The sequence below is a fragment of the Geodermatophilus sp. SMS 5-13 genome (assembly GCF_059428245.1).
On record NZ_CP165729.1, the window covers coordinates 5,449,771 to 5,465,614 of the forward strand.

The 15,844-nt window shown below is 75.2% G+C and carries 19 protein-coding genes; 11 read left to right on the forward strand and 8 right to left on the reverse strand.

From position 1 onward, the window contains the following. Positions 1-53: 53 nt before the first annotated feature. On the reverse strand, positions 54-1,316 hold the full coding sequence (locus AB3388_RS26435) for an acyl-CoA dehydrogenase family protein (protein ID WP_495408315.1): 1,263 nt from the start codon (positions 1,314-1,316) through the stop codon (positions 54-56). Positions 1,317-1,438: 122 nt separating this feature from the next. On the opposite strand from AB3388_RS26435, the gene AB3388_RS26440 reads away from it, so the two are divergent. Continuing rightward, on the forward strand, positions 1,439-2,230 hold the full coding sequence (locus tag AB3388_RS26440) for a DeoR/GlpR family DNA-binding transcription regulator (RefSeq protein ID WP_495408316.1): 792 nt from the start codon (positions 1,439-1,441) through the stop codon (positions 2,228-2,230). Then, the gene (locus tag AB3388_RS26445) at positions 2,227-2,589 is read left to right on the forward strand and encodes a DUF4406 domain-containing protein (protein WP_495408317.1); all 363 of its coding nucleotides are present in this window, start codon (positions 2,227-2,229) and stop codon (positions 2,587-2,589) included. The genes AB3388_RS26440 and AB3388_RS26445 overlap by 4 nt, the downstream gene beginning before the upstream one ends. 53 nt (positions 2,590-2,642) lie before the next feature. On the opposite strand, the gene AB3388_RS26450 is transcribed toward AB3388_RS26445, so the two are convergent. Then, positions 2,643-4,619, reverse strand: a complete 1,977-nt coding sequence (locus tag AB3388_RS26450) for an acetoacetate--CoA ligase (protein ID WP_495408318.1) — start codon at positions 4,617-4,619, stop codon at positions 2,643-2,645. Between the two features lie 70 nt (positions 4,620-4,689). Here AB3388_RS26450 and AB3388_RS26455 point away from each other — a divergent pair, with 70 nt between their 5' ends. The 3 genes from AB3388_RS26455 to AB3388_RS26465 are packed head-to-tail and all read left to right on the forward strand — an operon-like array spanning position 4,690 to position 6,065. Beyond that, positions 4,690-5,094 (forward strand): DUF2237 family protein, encoded by a 405-nt coding sequence (locus AB3388_RS26455; RefSeq protein ID WP_495408319.1) that lies wholly within the window; start codon positions 4,690-4,692, stop codon positions 5,092-5,094. A 28-nt stretch (positions 5,095-5,122) separates the two neighbouring features. Beyond that, positions 5,123-5,614, forward strand: coding sequence for a glutathione peroxidase (locus tag AB3388_RS26460; protein ID WP_495408320.1), 492 nt, complete (start codon positions 5,123-5,125; stop codon positions 5,612-5,614). Between the two features lie 55 nt (positions 5,615-5,669). Next, positions 5,670-6,065, forward strand: a complete 396-nt coding sequence (locus AB3388_RS26465) for a PPOX class F420-dependent oxidoreductase (protein WP_495408321.1) — start codon at positions 5,670-5,672, stop codon at positions 6,063-6,065. Here AB3388_RS26465 and AB3388_RS26470 read toward each other — a convergent pair. The 5 genes from AB3388_RS26470 to AB3388_RS26490 all read right to left on the reverse strand — a co-directional run bounded on the left by AB3388_RS26470 (position 6,025) and on the right by AB3388_RS26490 (position 10,089). Further along, positions 6,025-6,705, reverse strand: a complete 681-nt coding sequence (locus tag AB3388_RS26470; RefSeq protein ID WP_495408322.1) for a type I methionyl aminopeptidase — start codon at positions 6,703-6,705, stop codon at positions 6,025-6,027. The two genes, AB3388_RS26465 and AB3388_RS26470, sit on opposite strands and share 41 nt — an antisense overlap. Before the next feature lie 372 nt (positions 6,706-7,077). Beyond that, positions 7,078-8,079 (reverse strand): acyl-CoA dehydrogenase family protein, encoded by a 1,002-nt coding sequence (locus AB3388_RS26475; protein ID WP_495408323.1) that lies wholly within the window; start codon positions 8,077-8,079, stop codon positions 7,078-7,080. Then, entirely contained in the window at positions 8,076-8,573 is a 498-nt protein-coding gene (locus tag AB3388_RS26480) for an Lrp/AsnC family transcriptional regulator (protein WP_495408324.1), read from the reverse strand. The genes AB3388_RS26475 and AB3388_RS26480 overlap by 4 nt, the downstream gene beginning before the upstream one ends. 60 nt (positions 8,574-8,633) lie before the next feature. Then, the gene (locus AB3388_RS26485; RefSeq protein WP_495408325.1) at positions 8,634-9,596 is read right to left on the reverse strand and encodes an EamA family transporter; all 963 of its coding nucleotides are present in this window, start codon (positions 9,594-9,596) and stop codon (positions 8,634-8,636) included. A 43-nt stretch (positions 9,597-9,639) separates the two neighbouring features. After that, the gene (locus tag AB3388_RS26490) at positions 9,640-10,089 is read right to left on the reverse strand and encodes an STAS domain-containing protein (protein WP_495408326.1); all 450 of its coding nucleotides are present in this window, start codon (positions 10,087-10,089) and stop codon (positions 9,640-9,642) included. Positions 10,090-10,247: 158 nt separating this feature from the next. On the opposite strand from AB3388_RS26490, the gene AB3388_RS26495 reads away from it, so the two are divergent. The 5 genes from AB3388_RS26495 (at position 10,248) to AB3388_RS26515 (ending at position 13,523) form a co-directional block, all read left to right on the forward strand. Continuing rightward, complete coding sequence (locus tag AB3388_RS26495; protein WP_495408327.1) at positions 10,248-10,817, forward strand: DUF5655 domain-containing protein; 570 nt, start codon at positions 10,248-10,250, stop codon at positions 10,815-10,817. A gap of 3 nt (positions 10,818-10,820) precedes the next feature. Beyond that, complete coding sequence (locus AB3388_RS26500) at positions 10,821-11,219, forward strand: hypothetical protein (protein ID WP_495408328.1); 399 nt, start codon at positions 10,821-10,823, stop codon at positions 11,217-11,219. Between the two features lie 23 nt (positions 11,220-11,242). Further along, the gene (locus AB3388_RS26505; RefSeq protein ID WP_495408329.1) at positions 11,243-12,031 is read left to right on the forward strand and encodes a thioesterase family protein; all 789 of its coding nucleotides are present in this window, start codon (positions 11,243-11,245) and stop codon (positions 12,029-12,031) included. A gap of 66 nt (positions 12,032-12,097) precedes the next feature. Next, positions 12,098-12,985 (forward strand): mechanosensitive ion channel family protein, encoded by an 888-nt coding sequence (locus tag AB3388_RS26510; RefSeq protein ID WP_495408330.1) that lies wholly within the window; start codon positions 12,098-12,100, stop codon positions 12,983-12,985. A 73-nt stretch (positions 12,986-13,058) separates the two neighbouring features. Next, positions 13,059-13,523, forward strand: a complete 465-nt coding sequence (locus AB3388_RS26515; protein WP_495408331.1) for an Rv3103c transmembrane domain-containing protein — start codon at positions 13,059-13,061, stop codon at positions 13,521-13,523. Here the strand turns inward: AB3388_RS26515 and AB3388_RS26520 are convergent. Next, positions 13,516-14,547: a zinc-dependent alcohol dehydrogenase family protein gene (locus AB3388_RS26520; RefSeq protein WP_495408332.1), complete on the reverse strand. Its 1,032-nt coding sequence runs from the start codon at positions 14,545-14,547 to the stop codon at positions 13,516-13,518. The genes AB3388_RS26515 and AB3388_RS26520 overlap by 8 nt on opposite strands. A gap of 88 nt (positions 14,548-14,635) precedes the next feature. On the opposite strand from AB3388_RS26520, the gene AB3388_RS26525 reads away from it, so the two are divergent. Continuing rightward, complete coding sequence (locus AB3388_RS26525; protein ID WP_495408333.1) at positions 14,636-15,841, forward strand: cysteine desulfurase-like protein; 1,206 nt, start codon at positions 14,636-14,638, stop codon at positions 15,839-15,841. The last annotated feature ends 3 nt before the right edge of the window (positions 15,842-15,844 follow it).

Genomic DNA, 15,844 nt, shown 5'->3' on the forward strand with positions numbered 1-15,844 from the left:
CCGACGCTAACGGAGGAGATCCGTGGGCGTGACGCCCACGGATCTCCTCCGGATCACGCCAGCGGGCTGCGCGGGAGCAGGCGGTCGCTGATGATCCGCTTCTGGATCTCGCTGGTGCCCTCGAAGATGGTGGTCAGCCGGGCGTCCCGCCAGTGCCGCTCGACCTGCCGCTCGGTGGTGTAGCCGTTGCCACCGTGCAGTTGCATCGCCTGGTTGGTCACCCGCACCGCCATCTCGGTCGCCTCGAGCTTGACCATCGAGGCCTCCTTCTCGCACGGCATCCCGAGGTCGAGCAGATGGGCGACCTGCCGGTAGAAGGTGCGGGACTGCTCGATCTGCGCGGCCATCTCGGCGACGGCGAAGCGCAGCGCCTGGAAGTCGCCGATCGGGTGGCCGAACTGCTCGCGCTCCTGCAGGTAGCGGATCGAGTCCTCCAGCGCGGCGCGGGCCAGGCCGACGGCGCGCGCGGCGGTGTGCACGCGGGCGGTGTTGAGGAACTTCTGCGCCTCGGCGAAGCCCGCCCGCTTCGCCGCCTCCCCCTCCTCGTCGCTGGCCGCCGCCTCGTCGATGACGTTGGCCTTCGGGATGCGCACGCCGTCGAAGGTCAGGTCCCAGGTGAGGAAGCCGTGGTAGCCGACCTTGTCGATCGGGTAGCCGGTCAGCCCCGCGGGAAACTCGCCGCGCTCCTTCTCCAGCAGCAGGTTGACCAGGCCCTTCGAGCGCGACTCCCCCGGCTCGGGATCGCGCTCGCGCACGAGCACCTGGATGAAGTCGGCCGCCCGGGCGTTGCCGCACCAGCGCTTGCGCCCGGTGACCACCCACTCGTCCCCGTCGAGGACGGCGCGGGTGGAGACACCGGCGAGGTCGGAGCCGGCGTCGGGCTCGGACAGCGCGATCGCCCCGATCCACTCGCCCCGGGCGCTGCGGCCCAGCAGTTCGGCACGGCGCGCGTCGTCGGCCACCGCCGTCCCCAGGCCCTGCGACCGGGCCAGGATGCTGGCCGTCGACATCCAGGCGCGGGCGAGCTCTTCGCTGACCATGCAGTACTCGAAGACGCCGAGGCCGAGGCCGCCGTGCTCGGCCGGCACGGTGATGCCGAACCAGCCGAGCTCGGCCAGCCGGGCCAGCAGGGACGCCGGGATCTCGCCCTTCTGCGGGTCCAGCTCGTTCGCGATCGGCAGCACCTCGTCCATCGCGAAGCGCCGCGCCTGCTCCTGCAGCTTCTCCCGCTCGGGCGTGTGCCACGGCGGCAGCAGCACCGGGGGCTGCGGCGCCCAGGTCTCGTCCGCGGAGGTCCGCTTGTCCCTCGAGGTCATGGCCTCGTCCTCCTCGCTGAAGACGTGATCGCCTCCGCGGGTTCCCCGAGCGCAGCCCGCTCACCCGGAATCGTGATCGACGCCATGGGATGACAAGTTCTTCACAGATCTATCAACAGTCTGTGAGAATCGCTGCTGTGGCCGTGGCGCAGCGACTCGACGTCACGCTGCGCCTCGTCCGCAACGCCGGGACGACGACGCTGGGGGACCTGGCCGGGCGGCTGGGCGTGAGCGAGATGACCGTCCGCCGGGACCTCGACGAGCTGCAGCGTCGCGGCCTGGTGCGGCGCATCCGCGGCGGGGCGAGCGCGATCGAGAAGCCGGAGCACGGGTTCGCCGCCCGCGCCGGCTGGCAGGCGGGGCTCAAGGACCGGATCGGCCGGGCGGCCGCGGAGCTGGTCGAGCCGGGCTCGACCGTCCTCCTCGACGCCGGGACGACGACGGTGCACGTCGCCCGCGCCCTGCTCGACCGGGCGCCGCTGACCGTGGCCGCGCTGAGCCTGCCGGTCGCCGAGGTGCTGGCCGACCAGCCGGGGATCCGGCTCCTGGTGGTCGGCGGCGAGGTGCGGCCGGGCGAGCGCAGCCTGGCCGGGCCGGTCACGGCCGCGGTGCTGGCGTCGCTCGCCTTCGACGTCTTCGTGATGTCGATCGGCGGGATCACCGCCGCCGGGTGGTCGGAGTTCACGCTCGAGGACGCCGCCGTGAAGCAGGCGGGGCTGCGGCAGGCGGCGCGCTCGTTCGTCGTCGCCGACGCCTCGAAGCTCGGCGTGCGGGCCTTCGCCCGGGTGGCCGAGCTCGGTGCGGTCGAGCGCCTGGTCACCGACGCCAGCGCCCGCGACCCGCGCCTCACCCCCGCGGCGCAGGAGACCCTCGCCGCCCTCGAGAACGCGGACGTGGAGGTCACCTGCGCATGAGCCTGATGATCCTGGTCGCCGGGCCCTACCGGAGCGGCACCGGCGACGAACCGGAGAAGATCGCGGCCAACCACCGCGCCATCCAGGCCGCCTGCCTGGAGCTGTTCCGCGCCGGGCACTTGCCGGTCAACGGCGAGGACCTGGCCCTGCCGCTGGCCGCGCTCGCCGGGTCAACGCAGGTCGGGGACGCCGCGTTCGACGAGGTCTTCCACCCGATGGGCCGCCGGCTGGTCGCTCGCGTCGACGCCGTCCTCCGGCTGCCCGGGACGTCGGCCGGCTCCGACGAGATGGTCGCGCTGGCCGGGGCGCGGGGGATCCCGGTCTACACCGCCGTCACCGAGGTGCCGAGCGCGGTCTGACCATCGGCAGGTGGCTGCCCGACACGCCGATGCGGGCAGCCGGATGCCGATGATCAGCGCGAGGTCGACCCGCGCTGCCGCGCCATCTGCACGAAGGCGTCGACCAGCGAGGCGTCGTCCACGGCGCCGGGGTTGACGGCCTTCGCCGGGTCCACGCCCTGGAACAGGCGCTTGAGCGGCACCTCCAGCCGCTTGCCGGTGCGGGTGTGCGGCACCCCGGGGACGGCGATCACCTCGTCGGGCACGTGCCGCGGGCTGGCCGTCGTCCGGATCGCCGCCTTGATCTCGCCGACCAGCGCGTCGGTCAGCTCCTCCCCCGGCGCGAGCTGCACGAACAGCGGCATCCAGTAGCCGCCGTCGGGCAACTCGACGCCGAGGACCACGCAGTCGGCGACGGCGGGGATCGACTCGACCGCGGCGTAGATGTCCGCCGTCCCCATGCGCACGCCGCCGCGGTTGAGCGTGGAGTCCGACCGGCCGGTGATCAGGCACGTGCCGCGGTCGGTGATCTCCAGCCAGTCGCCGTGCCGCCAGACGCCGGGCCACGGCTCGAAGTAGGCCTCCGTGTAGCGGCTGTCGCCGGGGTCGTTCCAGAAGGACAGCGGCATCGACGGCATCGGCTCGGTGATCACCAGCTCGCCGAGCTCGCCGACGACCGGCCGGCCGTCCTCGTCCCAGGACGCGGCCGCGACGCCGAGGTTGGGCCGCTGCAGCTCGCCGACGGTGACCGGCAGCAGCGGGCAGGTGCCGATGAAGCCGCTCGCGACGTCGGTGCCGCCGGACAGCGAGCCGAGCAGGACGTCGGGCTTCACCGCGTCGTAGACCCAGCGGAACGCGGCCGCCGGCAGCGGCGAGCCGGTCGACCCGATCGCCCGCAGCGCCGCGAGGTCGTAGGTCTCCCCCGGGCGGATCCCGGCCTTCTCGCAGGCGGACAGATAGCCCGCGCTCGTGCCGAGGTAGGTCATGCCGGTGCGCTCGGCGAGCGCGAACTGCGCATCGGTGGACGGGTAGGCCGGGGCGCCGTCGTAGACGACGACGGTGACGCCGGACAGCAGCGCCGACGTCGAGATGTTCCACATGATCCAAGCGGTCGAGCTGTACCAGAACAGCCGGTCACCGGGCGCGAGGTCCATGTGCAGGACGCCGGACTTCACCTGCTCGAGGACGACGCCGCCGTGCCCGTGCAGGATCCCCTTGGGCAGGCCGGTGGTGCCCGAGGAGTAGACGATCCACAGCGGGTGGTCGAACGGCACCGGCTCGAACTCCGGCTCGGCAGGCTCGGCGACCGCGTCGGCCCAGCTCAGCGCGTCGTCGGGCACCTCGTCCGGGTGCAGCCGGGGGACGGCGATCGTCGTCCGCACGGTGGGCAGGGACGCCCGCAGCTGCGCGACGACGTCCCGACGGTCGTAGTCCCGGCCGCCCCACCGATAGCCGTCGACGGCGACCAGCACCACCGGCTCGATCTGGGCGAACCGGTCGAGGACGGCGCGGGTGCCGAAGTCCGGCGCGCAGGAGGACCACACCGCGCCGATCGAGGCCGCGCCCAGGAAGGCGACCACCGCCTCCGGCACGTTCGGCAGGTACCCGGCCACGCGGTCGCCGGCCCGGACGCCGAGCCGGCGCAGGGTGGCGGCGAACGCGCCGACCTGCCCGCGCAGCTGCGACCACGACACCTCGACCGGGTCGGTGTCCTCGGCGACGACGATCAGCGCCGGGTGCTCGTCGCCCCACTGCAGCGCCCGCTCGGCGTAGTTCAGCGTCGTCCCCGGGAACCACTCGGCGCCGGGCATCTCGCGGCGGGTGAGCACGCGGTCGTCGGGGACGCCGGGCAGCACGCCGGTCCACTCGGCGACGTCGGCCCAGAACTCGTCGAGGTGCTCGACCGACCAGCGCCACAGCGCGTCGTAGTCCGGCGGGTCGCCGAAGTCCAGGCCGCGGCGCTCGCCCACCCAGCGGGCGAAGGCGGCGACGCGCGTCGCGCGGGCGGAGTCGGGGGTCGGCGCCCAGAGCACCTCGGGGGTGTCGCTCACGACCGCACGATGCCATCCTGTGAGCCCCTCGACCACGGCGCCGTGCCCGCGCCGACCTCCTGGAGCGCCCGTGTCCGCCGACCAGCCGGAGCAGACGAACGTCCTCGGCGGGCCGCTGCAGCCCTGCGGCACCGAGCCGCTGACCGGCTTCTACCGCGACGGGCTGTGCGCGAGCGGGCCGGAGGACTTCGGCAGCCACACCGTCTGCACGGTGGTCTCGGCGGAGTTCCTCGCGCTGCAGCGGGAACTGGGCAACGACCTGACCACGCCGCGGCCGGAGTTCGCCTTCCCGGGGCTGCGGCCCGGCGACCGCTGGTGCGTGGTCGCGGCCCGCTGGCTGCAGGCCTACCAGGCGGGGGTGGCCGCCGGCGTCATCCTGGCCGCGACCAACGCCCAGGCGCTCGAGGTCGTGCCGCTCGAGGCGCTGCGCCAGCACGCCGTCGACGTCCCCGACGACGTGAGCAGCCTGGAATGAACGCCTGCCCCGCCGCCTTGGGCCGGGCATGAGCGACCTTCTGGACCTGCCGGTGCGGACCCTCCGGGGCGAGGACACCACGCTGCGCGCGCTGACCGGCGGCGGGGCCGCGCTGGTGGTCAACGTGGCGAGCAGGTGCGGCCTGACGCCGCAGTACACGCAGCTCGAGGCGCTGCACGAGGAGTACGCCTCGCGCGGGCTGACCGTCGTCGGCTTCCCGTGCAACCAGTTCATGGGCCAGGAGCCGGGCACGGCCGAGGAGATCGCCGAGTTCTGCTCGGCGACCTACGGCGTCACCTTCCCGCTGACCGAGAAGATCGAGGTCAACGGCGACGGCGCGCACCCGGTCTACCAGCGGCTGACCGCCGCGGCCGACGCGCAGGGCGAGGCCGGCGACGTCCAGTGGAACTTCGAGAAGTTCCTCGTCGCGCCGGGCGGCGACGTGGTCGCCCGCTTCCGGCCGCGGACGCAGCCCGACGCCCCGGAGGTCCGCACCGCGATCGAGTCCGTCCTGTCGTGAGCGGAGGGGATCCCGCGGGGTATGCGGGAGGGCGGTTGAGGGGTAGGGGCCGAATGTGTCGCTCCCCGACGGTCTCCTCGACCTCCTCCGCCGTCCCAGCCCCTGCTTCCTGTCGACGCTGATGCCCGACGGCTCGCCCCAGATGACGCAGACCTGGGTGGACACCGACGGCCGCCACGTGCTGATCAACACGGTCGACGGGCACCAGAAGGTGCGCAACATCCAGCGCGATCCGCGGGTGGCGCTCAACGTCGCCGACCCCGACGACCCGAGCCGCTACTTCGAGGTGCGCGGGCGTGTGGTCGGCGTGACCGAGGACGGCGCCCGCGAGCACATCGACGAGTTGTCCCAGCGCTACCTCGGCCGGCCGTACCCCTGGTTCGGTGGGGCCGACCAGGTGCGGCTGCTGGTCAGGATCGCGCCGGAGAGGGTGACGTCGCCGCGGGGCTGAGCGCGGTGAGGATCCGCGGACCGTCGCCGGTGATCGCGACGGTGTGCTCGACGTGCGCCGTGCGGCTGCCGTCGGCGGTGCGGATGCTCCAGCGGTCGTCGGCGATCCGGTAGCAGTCGTCGCCGCCGGCCATGAACCACGGCTCGATCGCGATGACCAGACCGGCCTTGAGCGGGAGTCCGCGCCCGGCGCGGCCCTCGTTGGGGACGGACGGTTCCTCGTGCATCCGGCGGCCGACGCCGTGGCCGCCGTGGTCGGTGTTCATGCCGCACCCGGCGGCCCGGCCGACCGCGCCGATGGCCGCGGAGACGCCGACCCAGCCGTCGACGCTCCCGCCGGCGTCGATGCTGAGCAGGTCGCCGTCGGCGAGCCGCCGGCCGGTCGGGATGCCGTGCAGCGCGACGTCGTTCACCGACGTGCAGATGACGCTCGGGTAGGGCGGCATCCCTCGATGCGGCTGGTAGTGCAGGAACGGCGCGCCCGCGTGCGCGTCGGCGAGGACGTCGCGGGCGATCTCGTCGAGATCGCGCAGCCGCACACCGGGGACTGCCGCTGCGCGGGTCGCGGCCAGCATCCGGGCGACCACCTCGCCGGCCGCACGCATCGCGTCGATCTCCCCCGGCGTCCGCAGCTCGACCACGGCCCCTCCTCGACCTTTCCGGCGTGCTCGTGCTCTGCCCAGCATGGTGGGCAGAGCGCGGCCGGGGGACCGTGGTCTCCGCCGCGAACACCTCGTCGAGGACGGCGAGCGCCTCGGCGAGCAGGTCCTGGCCGGTCACCAGGGGCGGCAGGAAGCGCAGCCCGTTGCCCCACCCTCCCGGCCGTGAGGACGACGACGCCGCGGGCGTGGCAGGCGCGCGATGGCGGCCGGTCGGGGCGGCGTCGGGCTCGAGCGTGCCGGGGCTGACCAGCCCCACCGCCAGCGCCACGCCCGCGGACGTCGCCGATCGCGGGGGGTGCGCTCCCTCAGCGCCCACAGTCGCGGCCGCCTTTGGGGCAAAGGGAGCGATGCCTATGCGGGGCCGAGGAGCTCGGACAGCAGGGCGGCGCGGATCGCCGGGCGGGTCCCGAAGACCTGCAGGAAGAGCGCCTCCCGGGCCAGCCGCGCGGCCGGGGCCCCGGCCGCGACGGCCCTGCTCCCGGTGGCGACGACGAGCGCGGTGGTCGCCCGGACCGCCAGTGCCGAGGCCGCCGCCCGGGCCGCCGGCAGCTCGCCGGGGTTCGCCGCGTCCAGCCGGGCACGGACGGCGTCGAGGGCGGCGGTCAAGGCGTCCGCGAGGGGATCGGTCGCCAGCCGGGCGCACCGCGCCACCACGCCCAGCGCCAGCGAGCCGTTGGGCCGCAGTCCCGCCGCGTCGCCGGCCCGCCAGTCCGCGAGCGGCACCGTCGTCACGAGCCGGTCGGCGGCAAGGCGCAGCCCGCGCACGCGCAGCTGCACGGTGCTGCTCGCCGTCACCGCGACCAGCTCCTGCGGCACGGCGGTCAGTCCTTCCCCGGGCGCCGCCTCGGTCCAGAACAGGTGGACGACGTCGTCGGCGTCCCGCGCGGCCAGCAGGACGATGTCCACGAGTCCCCAGCCGGTGACCCAGGGGACGTCGCCGTCCACCACGAAGCCGTCGCCGTCCGGGCGCACGGTCACCGCCGCGGGCCCGGGGCGGGTGGCCGCCTGCAGCGCCACGCCGGCCCTGGTGCGCCCGGCGCAGAGGTCGGCCAGGTGGGCGGCGCCCAGCGGGGTGTCGGACCGCGCCACGGTCGACACCACCCCGAGGTGCTGCAGCCACACGAAGGCGGTGGACAGGTCGCCCGCCGCGATCTCCTCGACCACGCGGGCGACCGTGGGCGGGTCGGCGTCCTGCCCGCCGGCGTCCGCGGGCCCGGTCAGGCCGTAGAGGCCCGCCGCGGCCAGGGCGTCGAGCAGTCGCCGCGGCACCCGTCCGGCGCGCTCGACCTCGCCGCCGGCCGGCCACAGCACCTCGTCGGCGAGGCCCCGAGCACGGGCGACGAGCCCGCTCACACGGCCGGGTCGGCCGGGACCGGCGGCTCGGGGCGACGGGTGCCCCACGCGTGGGTCTGCTTGCGCAGGCCCAGGTAGACGAACGTCTCGGTGGACTCCACGCCCTCGACGTCGCGGATCCGGCTGATCGTGTCCAGCAGCGCGTCGTCGTCCTCGCAGACCACCTCGACCAGGACGTCGAGCGAGCCGGCCGTGACGACGACGTAGTCCGCCTCGTCGAAGCCGGCCAGCGCGTCGGCGACCTTGCGGGTGTCCCCGCGGGTGCGGACGCCGACCATCGCCTGCCGGGAGAAGCCCACCTGCATGGGGTCGGTGACGCCGACGATCTGCACGATCCCGGCGTCGAGGAGCCGCTGGACCCGCTGGCGGACGGCGGCCTCGGACAGCCCCACCGCGGTGGCGATGCGGGCGTACGGACGGCGCCCGTCCTCCTGCAGCTGCTCGATGATCGCCCGGGACACGTCGTCGAGCACGACCCCGGTCCGGCCCTGCACGAGCTCCCCCTCCACCGCGGACCGGCCGCCCGGTCCGATGCGGGGAGGGTAGCCGGGCCGCTAGGAGCTCAGGGGCGCCGGAGTCTCGGGCAGCGGGGACGGCGTCGCCGTCCGCGCCGTCTGGGCGAGCACGATCCCGACGAGGACGACGACGCCGCCGAGCACCTCCCAGCCGGTGAGCACCTGCCCCAGCCACAGCCAGGCGACGACCGACGCGAACACCGGCTCCACGGTGGCCACCAGCCCGGCCGCGGTCGGCGAGAGGTGCCGGAGCGCGGCGATCGACAGCCAGAACGGCACGATCGCCCCGAGGACGACGATCCAGCCGACCAGCACCCACAGCGGCAGCTCCAGCCCGCCGAGCGACACGGGCACCGGTTCGCCCAGCACGGCCGCGTCGAACTCCCACCAGGGCGCTGCGACCGCCCAGAACACCGCGGCGGCCACGAAGCTCCAGCAGGTCAGCGCGACCGGGTCGCGGGTGACCGTGCCCCGCTCGCCCAGCAGGTAGTACGCGGCCAGGCAGACCGCGGCGGCCAGCGCGGCACCGACCCCCAGCGGGTCCAGCGAGCCGCCGCCCTGCCAGACCTGCGCCACGAAGACCAGTCCCGACAGCGAGAGCAGCAGCGCCGCCCACAGCCGGCGGCGGACCTTCTCCTTCCGCACCAGCCAGACGTAGAGCGCGATCAGCACCGGCCCGGTCATCTCGAAGACCAGGGCGATGCCGACCGGCAGGCGGCCGATCGCCACGTAGTAGAGGTACTGGGTCAGCGCGACGCCGACGACGCCGAAGACGGCGAGGAAGGGCACGTCACGCCAGGCCAGCCGAAGCCGGGCAGGGGCGGCGACGGCCAGGGCGGCCAGCAGGCCGAGGGCGGCGCCGGTGCAGCGCAGCGCGGTCAGCCGCGGCGCCGCGATGCCGGCGTCCAGGGCGAGCGTCGAGACGGTGCCGTTGACGGAGAAGAACACTGCGGCGAGGACGGTGAGCGCGTATCCGACGGCCGGGCGCGGGACGCGGGTCACCGTGCCAACGTAGTCCCCGAATAGCCAGACGCCGCCTACAGGGTCAGAACAGGGCGAGTTCCTGGGTGGGCCCCGGCTCGGCCGGGGTGTCGCCCTCGCGGAACACCCGGTGCAGCCCGGTGAGCTCGAAGACCCGCCACACCGAGGGCTGGGCGGCGCGCAGCCGCAGGTCGATGCCGCGCTGCTGGCACCACCGGCGGAGACCGAGGAGCGCGGACAGGCCGGCCGAGGTGATCGAGGGGACGCCGGCGAGGTCGAGCTCGAGCACCGTGCACCCGGCCAGCGAGCGGCCGGCGACGAAGGCCTCGAGGTGCGGCGCGGTCAGGGCGTCGATCTCGCCGGACACCTGGATCACGATGCGCGCGGCGGCCGACTCGGCCTCGAGCTCGAGCGGCGGCGGGACCGGGACGGGGTGCGAGACCCACCAGGGGCGGCGGTTACCGGGCGCGCGCACCAGCCGACGGGATGTGTCCCACTCGTGCGACAGGACCATGGCGTGCTCCCCCGAGACTCGTCCGCGCACGACGATACGGAGGGTGCCCACCCGGCCACAAGGATCCGACACGGCCCCGTCTGAATCTTAGGGTCTCAACCCTGCGGCTCGTCAACCCTCGCGGCGGGCGGCGGGTCCCCGGCGGCTAGCGTCGGGGCATGGCGGGTCCTGACGACATGATGACCTCGGTCACCGAGTCGATGGCCGCGCGCACCGGCCGCAGCCTCGAGGAGTGGGTCGAGCTGGTCCGCGGGTCGGGCGTGGACCCGCTCGACCAGAACGCCGTCCGCCGGTGGCTCAAGGACGTCCACGGGGTGAAGCAGAACAGCCAGTGGACGATCGCCGACGCCGCGGCGCGGGCGGCCGGCTGGCAGCGGCCCACCGTCGAGGAGTACGTCGACTCCCAGTACACCGGCGCGAAGGCCGCGCTCCGGCCGGTGTTCGACGCCGTCCGCGCGGCCGCCGAGGGCCTCGGGGACGACGTGGTCATCGAGGGCCGCGGCACGTACACGCCGTTCGTGCGCCGGCGGCAGTTCGCGGCCGCGGCCCCGGCGACGTCGTCCCGGCTGGACCTCGGGCTGCGCTTCGTCGCCCCGCCGGCCGGCGACCGGCTGCAGCCGGCCAAGGCACCCGGGCAGGCCACCCACAAGCTCGCGCTCACGACGGTGGACGACGTGGACGACGAGGTGCGCGCCCTCCTGCGCGCCGCGTACGAGCAGAACGGCTGATCCGTGGCCTGGCCCCCCGGCCCGGGTGGCGAGCCGGCCCGCCGACGCTGGTCGCGGCGGCGCATCCGGCTGCTGCTCGGGTTGGGGGCCGGCGCGGTGCTCACCGGGGTCGGCGCGCTCACCCTGCCCGACGAGCTGGGCGTGACCTCCGGGTTCGTCGCCGCCCTCTGCGCGCTGCTGTTCGTCGCGGCGACGGTCGTGTTCATCGCGATCCCCGGGCCCGACACCTTCTCCGCCCTGCTGCGCATGCCGCCGCTGGCCGGTTCCGTCCTCGTCGTCGCCGTCCTCCTGGCGCTGTCCAACGCCGGGGAGTCGCTGCGCTGGCTGTGGATCCTCGCCGCCGTGGCCGCGGCGGGCTGGACGGCGTTCGCGGTGTGGGAGAACCACCGGGCAGGCGGCTGAGCGGCCCCCGGCAGACTGCGGGCATGGACCTGCCCGCCGCCCTCTACGTGCCGACGGACGACGGATTCCTCGCCACCGAGCTGACCATCGGCCCCTGGGACCCCCGCCACCAGCACGCCGGACCGCCGGCCGCGCTGCTGCTGCGCGAGGCCGAGCGGTGCGGCGGCATCGAGGGCGGGCAGACCGTCCGGATGGCCTACGACATCCTCGGGCCGGTGCCGGTCGGGCCGATGCGGGTGCGGGCGTCGGTCGTGCGGCCGGGACGGCGGATCGAACTGGTCGAGGCCACGCTGGACGCCGGCGACGAGCGCCCGCTCATGCGGCTGTCGGCCTGGCGGATGCGGGTCCGGGCCGACGCCCCCGGCGGGGTCTCCGCCGCACCGCTGGCCATCGCCGGTCCCGAGGACAGCAAGCCGGAGACGGCGGGCTTCTTCACCCAGGAGGTCGCCTACCACCGCGCGCTGGACTGGCGGTTCGCCTCGGGCACCTTCAACGCGCCCGGCCCGGCGGCGGCGTGGACGCGGCCGATGTGCGACCTGGTCGAGGGCGAGCCGATCACCCCGCTGCAGCACCTGCTGGTGATGGCCGACGCGGCCAGCGGCATCTCCACCGAGCTGGACTGGCGGACGACGAACTTCGCCAACGTCGACCTCTCGATCGCGCTGCACCGCCCGCCGGCCGGGGACTGGCTCGGCATGGACGCGCGGACCGTCCTCGGCGGGCTCGGCGCGGCGCAGTGCTTCGCCGACCTCTACGACACCCGCGGCCGGATCGGCCGCTCGACGCAGTCGCTGTTCGTCGAGCCGCGCTGAACCCCCGGTCGGGGGAACCCCGGTGGCGGCACCCGGGGCCGTTCGGAAGGGTGGGCGCCGAGGGAGGTGTGGACGATCGAGCCGTTGATCGACCTGCGCGACTGGCTGGCCGGCCGCGGGCTCGAGGTCGTCCTCATCGTCCTCGGCTCGATCCTGCTGGCCCGCTTCGCCCAGTGGGTGGGCGGCCGGATCACCGAGCGCATCGACGCCCGCGCCACCGGCGGCGACGCGCTGGTGCGCTCCGAGGCGGCCAAGCACCGGCACTCGCTGACCCAGGTGCTCACCTGGGTCGCGGTCGTGCTCATCTACTCGATCGCGGTCTTCTTCGTGCTGCAGACGCTGGGCGTCCCGATCACCGGCCTGGTGGCGCCGGCGACCGTCCTGGGCGTGGGCCTGGGCTTCGGCGCCCAGCGCGTCGTCGGCGACATCCTGGCCGGGTTCTTCATCATCACCGAGCGCCAGTACGGGTTCGGCGACGTCGTCGCCATCGCCGTCACCGGCGCCGCCGAGGCGGCCACCGGCACGGTCGAGGACGTCACGCTGCGGATCACCCGGGTGCGCTCCCCGAACGGCGAGGTCGTCACGGTGCCGAACGGCGCGATCGCCAAGGTCGTGAACCTCTCCCGCGACTGGGCCCGGGCGGTCATCGACGTGCCGGTCCCCACCAGCGCGGACGTCAACCGCGTCCAGGCGATCCTGCGCGAGGTGGGCGAGGAGGCCTACCGCGATCCGGCGCTGTCGAAGCTGCTGCTCGACCCGCCCAGCGTCATGGGCGTGGAGAGCCTGGACATCGACCAGGTCAACGTGCGGGTCGTGGCCCGCACCCTGCCCGGCAAGCAGTTCGAGGTCGGCCGCGACCTGCGCGCCCGGATCGTGCTGCACTTCCGCCGCCAGGGGCTGAGCCTGCCGCCGCAGTCAGAGGACGGCGAGGCAGCGACGGAGGCGTGGCGGTGACCGAGCTCGCGAGGTCACCCGGAGACAGTGCACCACGGGGCAGCGGACCGACGGGCGCCGGCGAGGAGGTCCGATGACCACGCCTCGTGAGGAGCAGCCGCAGGAGTCGGTGCCCGCGACGCCGTCGGTGAGCACGACGCCGCCCCGCGCACGCTGGCGGTTCGGCAACGTGCCCTCGCACGTGGGTCCCGCGCGCACGTCGACCGTCGTCCTCGCGGTGCTCTTCGTCGGGCTGTTCGCGCTGTGGCTGTTCGTCCGGCCGCCGGACCCGGCTCAGCCGGCCACTGCCGGCACCCCCGCCGCCACGACGACGGCCCCGGCGCCGAGGCAGGCACCGCCGGCCACCGAGGCGCCGACGACGGACCCGCCGACGACCGAGGCGCCGGCGACCACGACCGGGGAGACCACCACGCCGGAGGAGACGACCCCGGCCCCGACGACGCCGGAGTCCTCGTCGTCGGAGGCGCCGTCGTCCACCGGGACGACGCCGGAGACGGTGAGCATCCCGCCGACCAGCGCCACCGCCCCGGTCAGCTGAAGGCCGTCACGACGGCGATGCCGGGGGCCGAGCCGAGCGCGGCCAGCGCGGCGCCGGCGTCGTCCAGCCCGAGCTCGCGGGTGACCAGCGCCTCGGGGTGCAGCCGGCCCGCGGCGATCAGGCCGAGCAGCTCCGGATAGGCGTGCGCGGCCATGCCGTGGCTGCCGAGCAGCGCCAGCTCGAGGGCGATCACCCGCTCCATCGGCACCTCGGGGCGGCCCTGCGCCGGCGGCAGCAGGCCCACCTGCACGTGCCGGCCGCGCGGGCGCAGGCTGCGCACCGAGTTCGTGCAGGTGACCGCCGCGCCGAGGGTGTCCAGCGAGACGTGGGCGCCGCCGCCGGTCAGCTCGGCGACGGCGGCCGGGACGTCGGCGTCGCCGTCCACCGTCGCCGCCGCGCCCATCGACCGGGCCAGCGCCAGCGCGTCCGGGGCGACGTCGACGGCCACGACGCGGGCGCCCGCCGCGGCCGCGATCTGCACCGCCGAGAGCCCCACCCCGCCGCAGCCGTGGACGGCGACCCACTCCCCCGCCCGCACCCCGCCCACGTGCACCACGGCGCGGAACGCGGTGGCGTACCGGCAGCCGAGGGTGGCCGCGGTGCTCATCGGCAGCTCCTCGGGCAGCGCGACGAGGTTGACGTCGGCGGCGTCCAGGGCGACGAACTCGGCCATCGAGCCCCAGTGCGTGAAGCCGGGCTGGGTCTGCCGCGCGCACACCTGGTGCTCCCCGGCCGCGCACTGCACGCAGCGGCCGCAGGCGTTCACGAACGGGACGGTCACCCGGTCGCCGACGCGCCAGCGCCGCACTCCCGCGCCGACGGCGGCCACGGTGCCGGCCAGCTCGTGCCCCGGCACGTGCGGCAGGACGACGTCCGGATCGTGGCCCTGCCAGGCGTGCCAGTCGCTGCGGCAGATCCCGCTGGCGGCCACCTGCACGACGACGCCGTCCGGGGCCGGGTCGGGGGCGGGCACCTCGCGGACGGCGAGCGGACCGCCGAAGGACTCGAAGCACAGCGCGCGCACGGGGGCCACTCTGCCCGGCGGCCGGCCAGGCATGGGAAGCGATACCTGCGTTCCGGGGCCGAAAACGCAGGTATAGCTTCCGATGCCTATGACCGGCTACGACGTCGCCGCGGTGCGCGCGGCCTTCCCGGCGCTGCGCGCGGGCACCGCCCACTTCGACGGCCCTGGCGGCACCCAGGTCCCCGAGCCGGTCGCCCGGGCGGTGGCGGAGACGCTCACCTCCCCGATCGCCAACCGCGGCCGGATCACCGCCGCCGAGCGCAACGCCGACGACGTCGTCCTGGCCGCGCGGGCGGCGCTCGCCGACCTGCTCGACGCCGACCCCGGCGGGATCGTGTTCGGCCGCAGCGCGACGGCGCTGACCATGGACCTCGCCCGGACCCTGGCCGCCGGCTGGGGCCCGGGCGACGAGGTGGTGGTGACCCGCCTGGACCACGACGCCAACGTCCGGCCGTGGGTGCTCGCCGCCGAGGCGGCCGGCGCCACCGTCCGCTGGCTGCCGTTCGACCCGGCGACCGGCGAGCTGGACGACGTCGGCACCGTGCTGACCGAGCGGACCCGGCTGGTGGCGGTGACCGGCGCGTCCAACCTGATCGGCACCCGGCCGCCGGTCGAGGCGATCGCCGCGCGGGTGCACGGGGCCGGCGCGCTGCTCGCGGTCGACGGCGTGCACCTCACCGCGCACGTGCCGGTGGACGTCGTCGCGCTCGGCGCCGACTTCTACACCTGCTCGCCGTACAAGTTCCTCGGCCCGCACTGCGGCGCGCTCGCCGCACGGCCGGCCCTGCTGGAGCAGCTCCGGCCGGCCAAGCTGCTGCCGTCGACCGACGCCGTCCCCGAGCGGTTCGAGCTCGGCACGCTGCCCTACGAGCTGCTGGCCGGCACCACCGCGGCCGTCGACTTCCTCGCCGGGCTCGCGCCGGCCGCCGCGGAGGGCCGCCGGGCCCGGCTGGTCGCGTCGTACACCGCCCTCGAGGAGCACGAGGACGCCCTGCTCGCGCGGCTGCAGGCCGGGATCGCCGAGCTGCCCGGCGTCACCGTGTGGTCGCGGGCCGCCCGGCGCACGCCGACGGTGCTGCTCACGTTCGACGGGCGCGACGCCGCCGACGCCTACCGGTTCCTCGCCGAGCGCGGGGTGAACGCGCCGGCCGGCAACTTCTACGCGATCGAGGCCAGCCGGTGGCTGGGGCTCGGCGAGGCCGGCGGCCTGCGAGCGGGCCTGGCGCCGTACACCGACGAGGACGACGTGGACCGGCTGCTCACCGGCCTGGCCGACTTCCTGCGACCGCGCTGAGGA

Excerpts from the sequence above, each read along its gene's own strand:
- AB3388_RS26435 (WP_495408315.1), bottom strand. The coding sequence starts at position 1,316 with ATGACCTCGAGGGACAAGCGGACCTCCGCGGACGAGACCTGGGCGCCG.
- AB3388_RS26490 (WP_495408326.1), bottom strand. The coding sequence starts at position 10,089 with ATGGTCCTGTCGCACGAGTGGGACACATCCCGTCGGCTGGTGCGCGCG.
- AB3388_RS26515 (WP_495408331.1), top strand. The coding sequence starts at position 13,059 with ATGACCACGCCTCGTGAGGAGCAGCCGCAGGAGTCGGTGCCCGCGACG.
- AB3388_RS26525 (WP_495408333.1), top strand. The coding sequence starts at position 14,636 with ATGACCGGCTACGACGTCGCCGCGGTGCGCGCGGCCTTCCCGGCGCTG.
- AB3388_RS26495 (WP_495408327.1), top strand. The coding sequence starts at position 10,248 with ATGGCGGGTCCTGACGACATGATGACCTCGGTCACCGAGTCGATGGCC.
- AB3388_RS26445 (WP_495408317.1), top strand. The coding sequence starts at position 2,227 with ATGAGCCTGATGATCCTGGTCGCCGGGCCCTACCGGAGCGGCACCGGC.
- AB3388_RS26505 (WP_495408329.1), top strand. The coding sequence starts at position 11,243 with ATGGACCTGCCCGCCGCCCTCTACGTGCCGACGGACGACGGATTCCTC.
- AB3388_RS26460 (WP_495408320.1), top strand. The coding sequence starts at position 5,123 with ATGAGCGACCTTCTGGACCTGCCGGTGCGGACCCTCCGGGGCGAGGAC.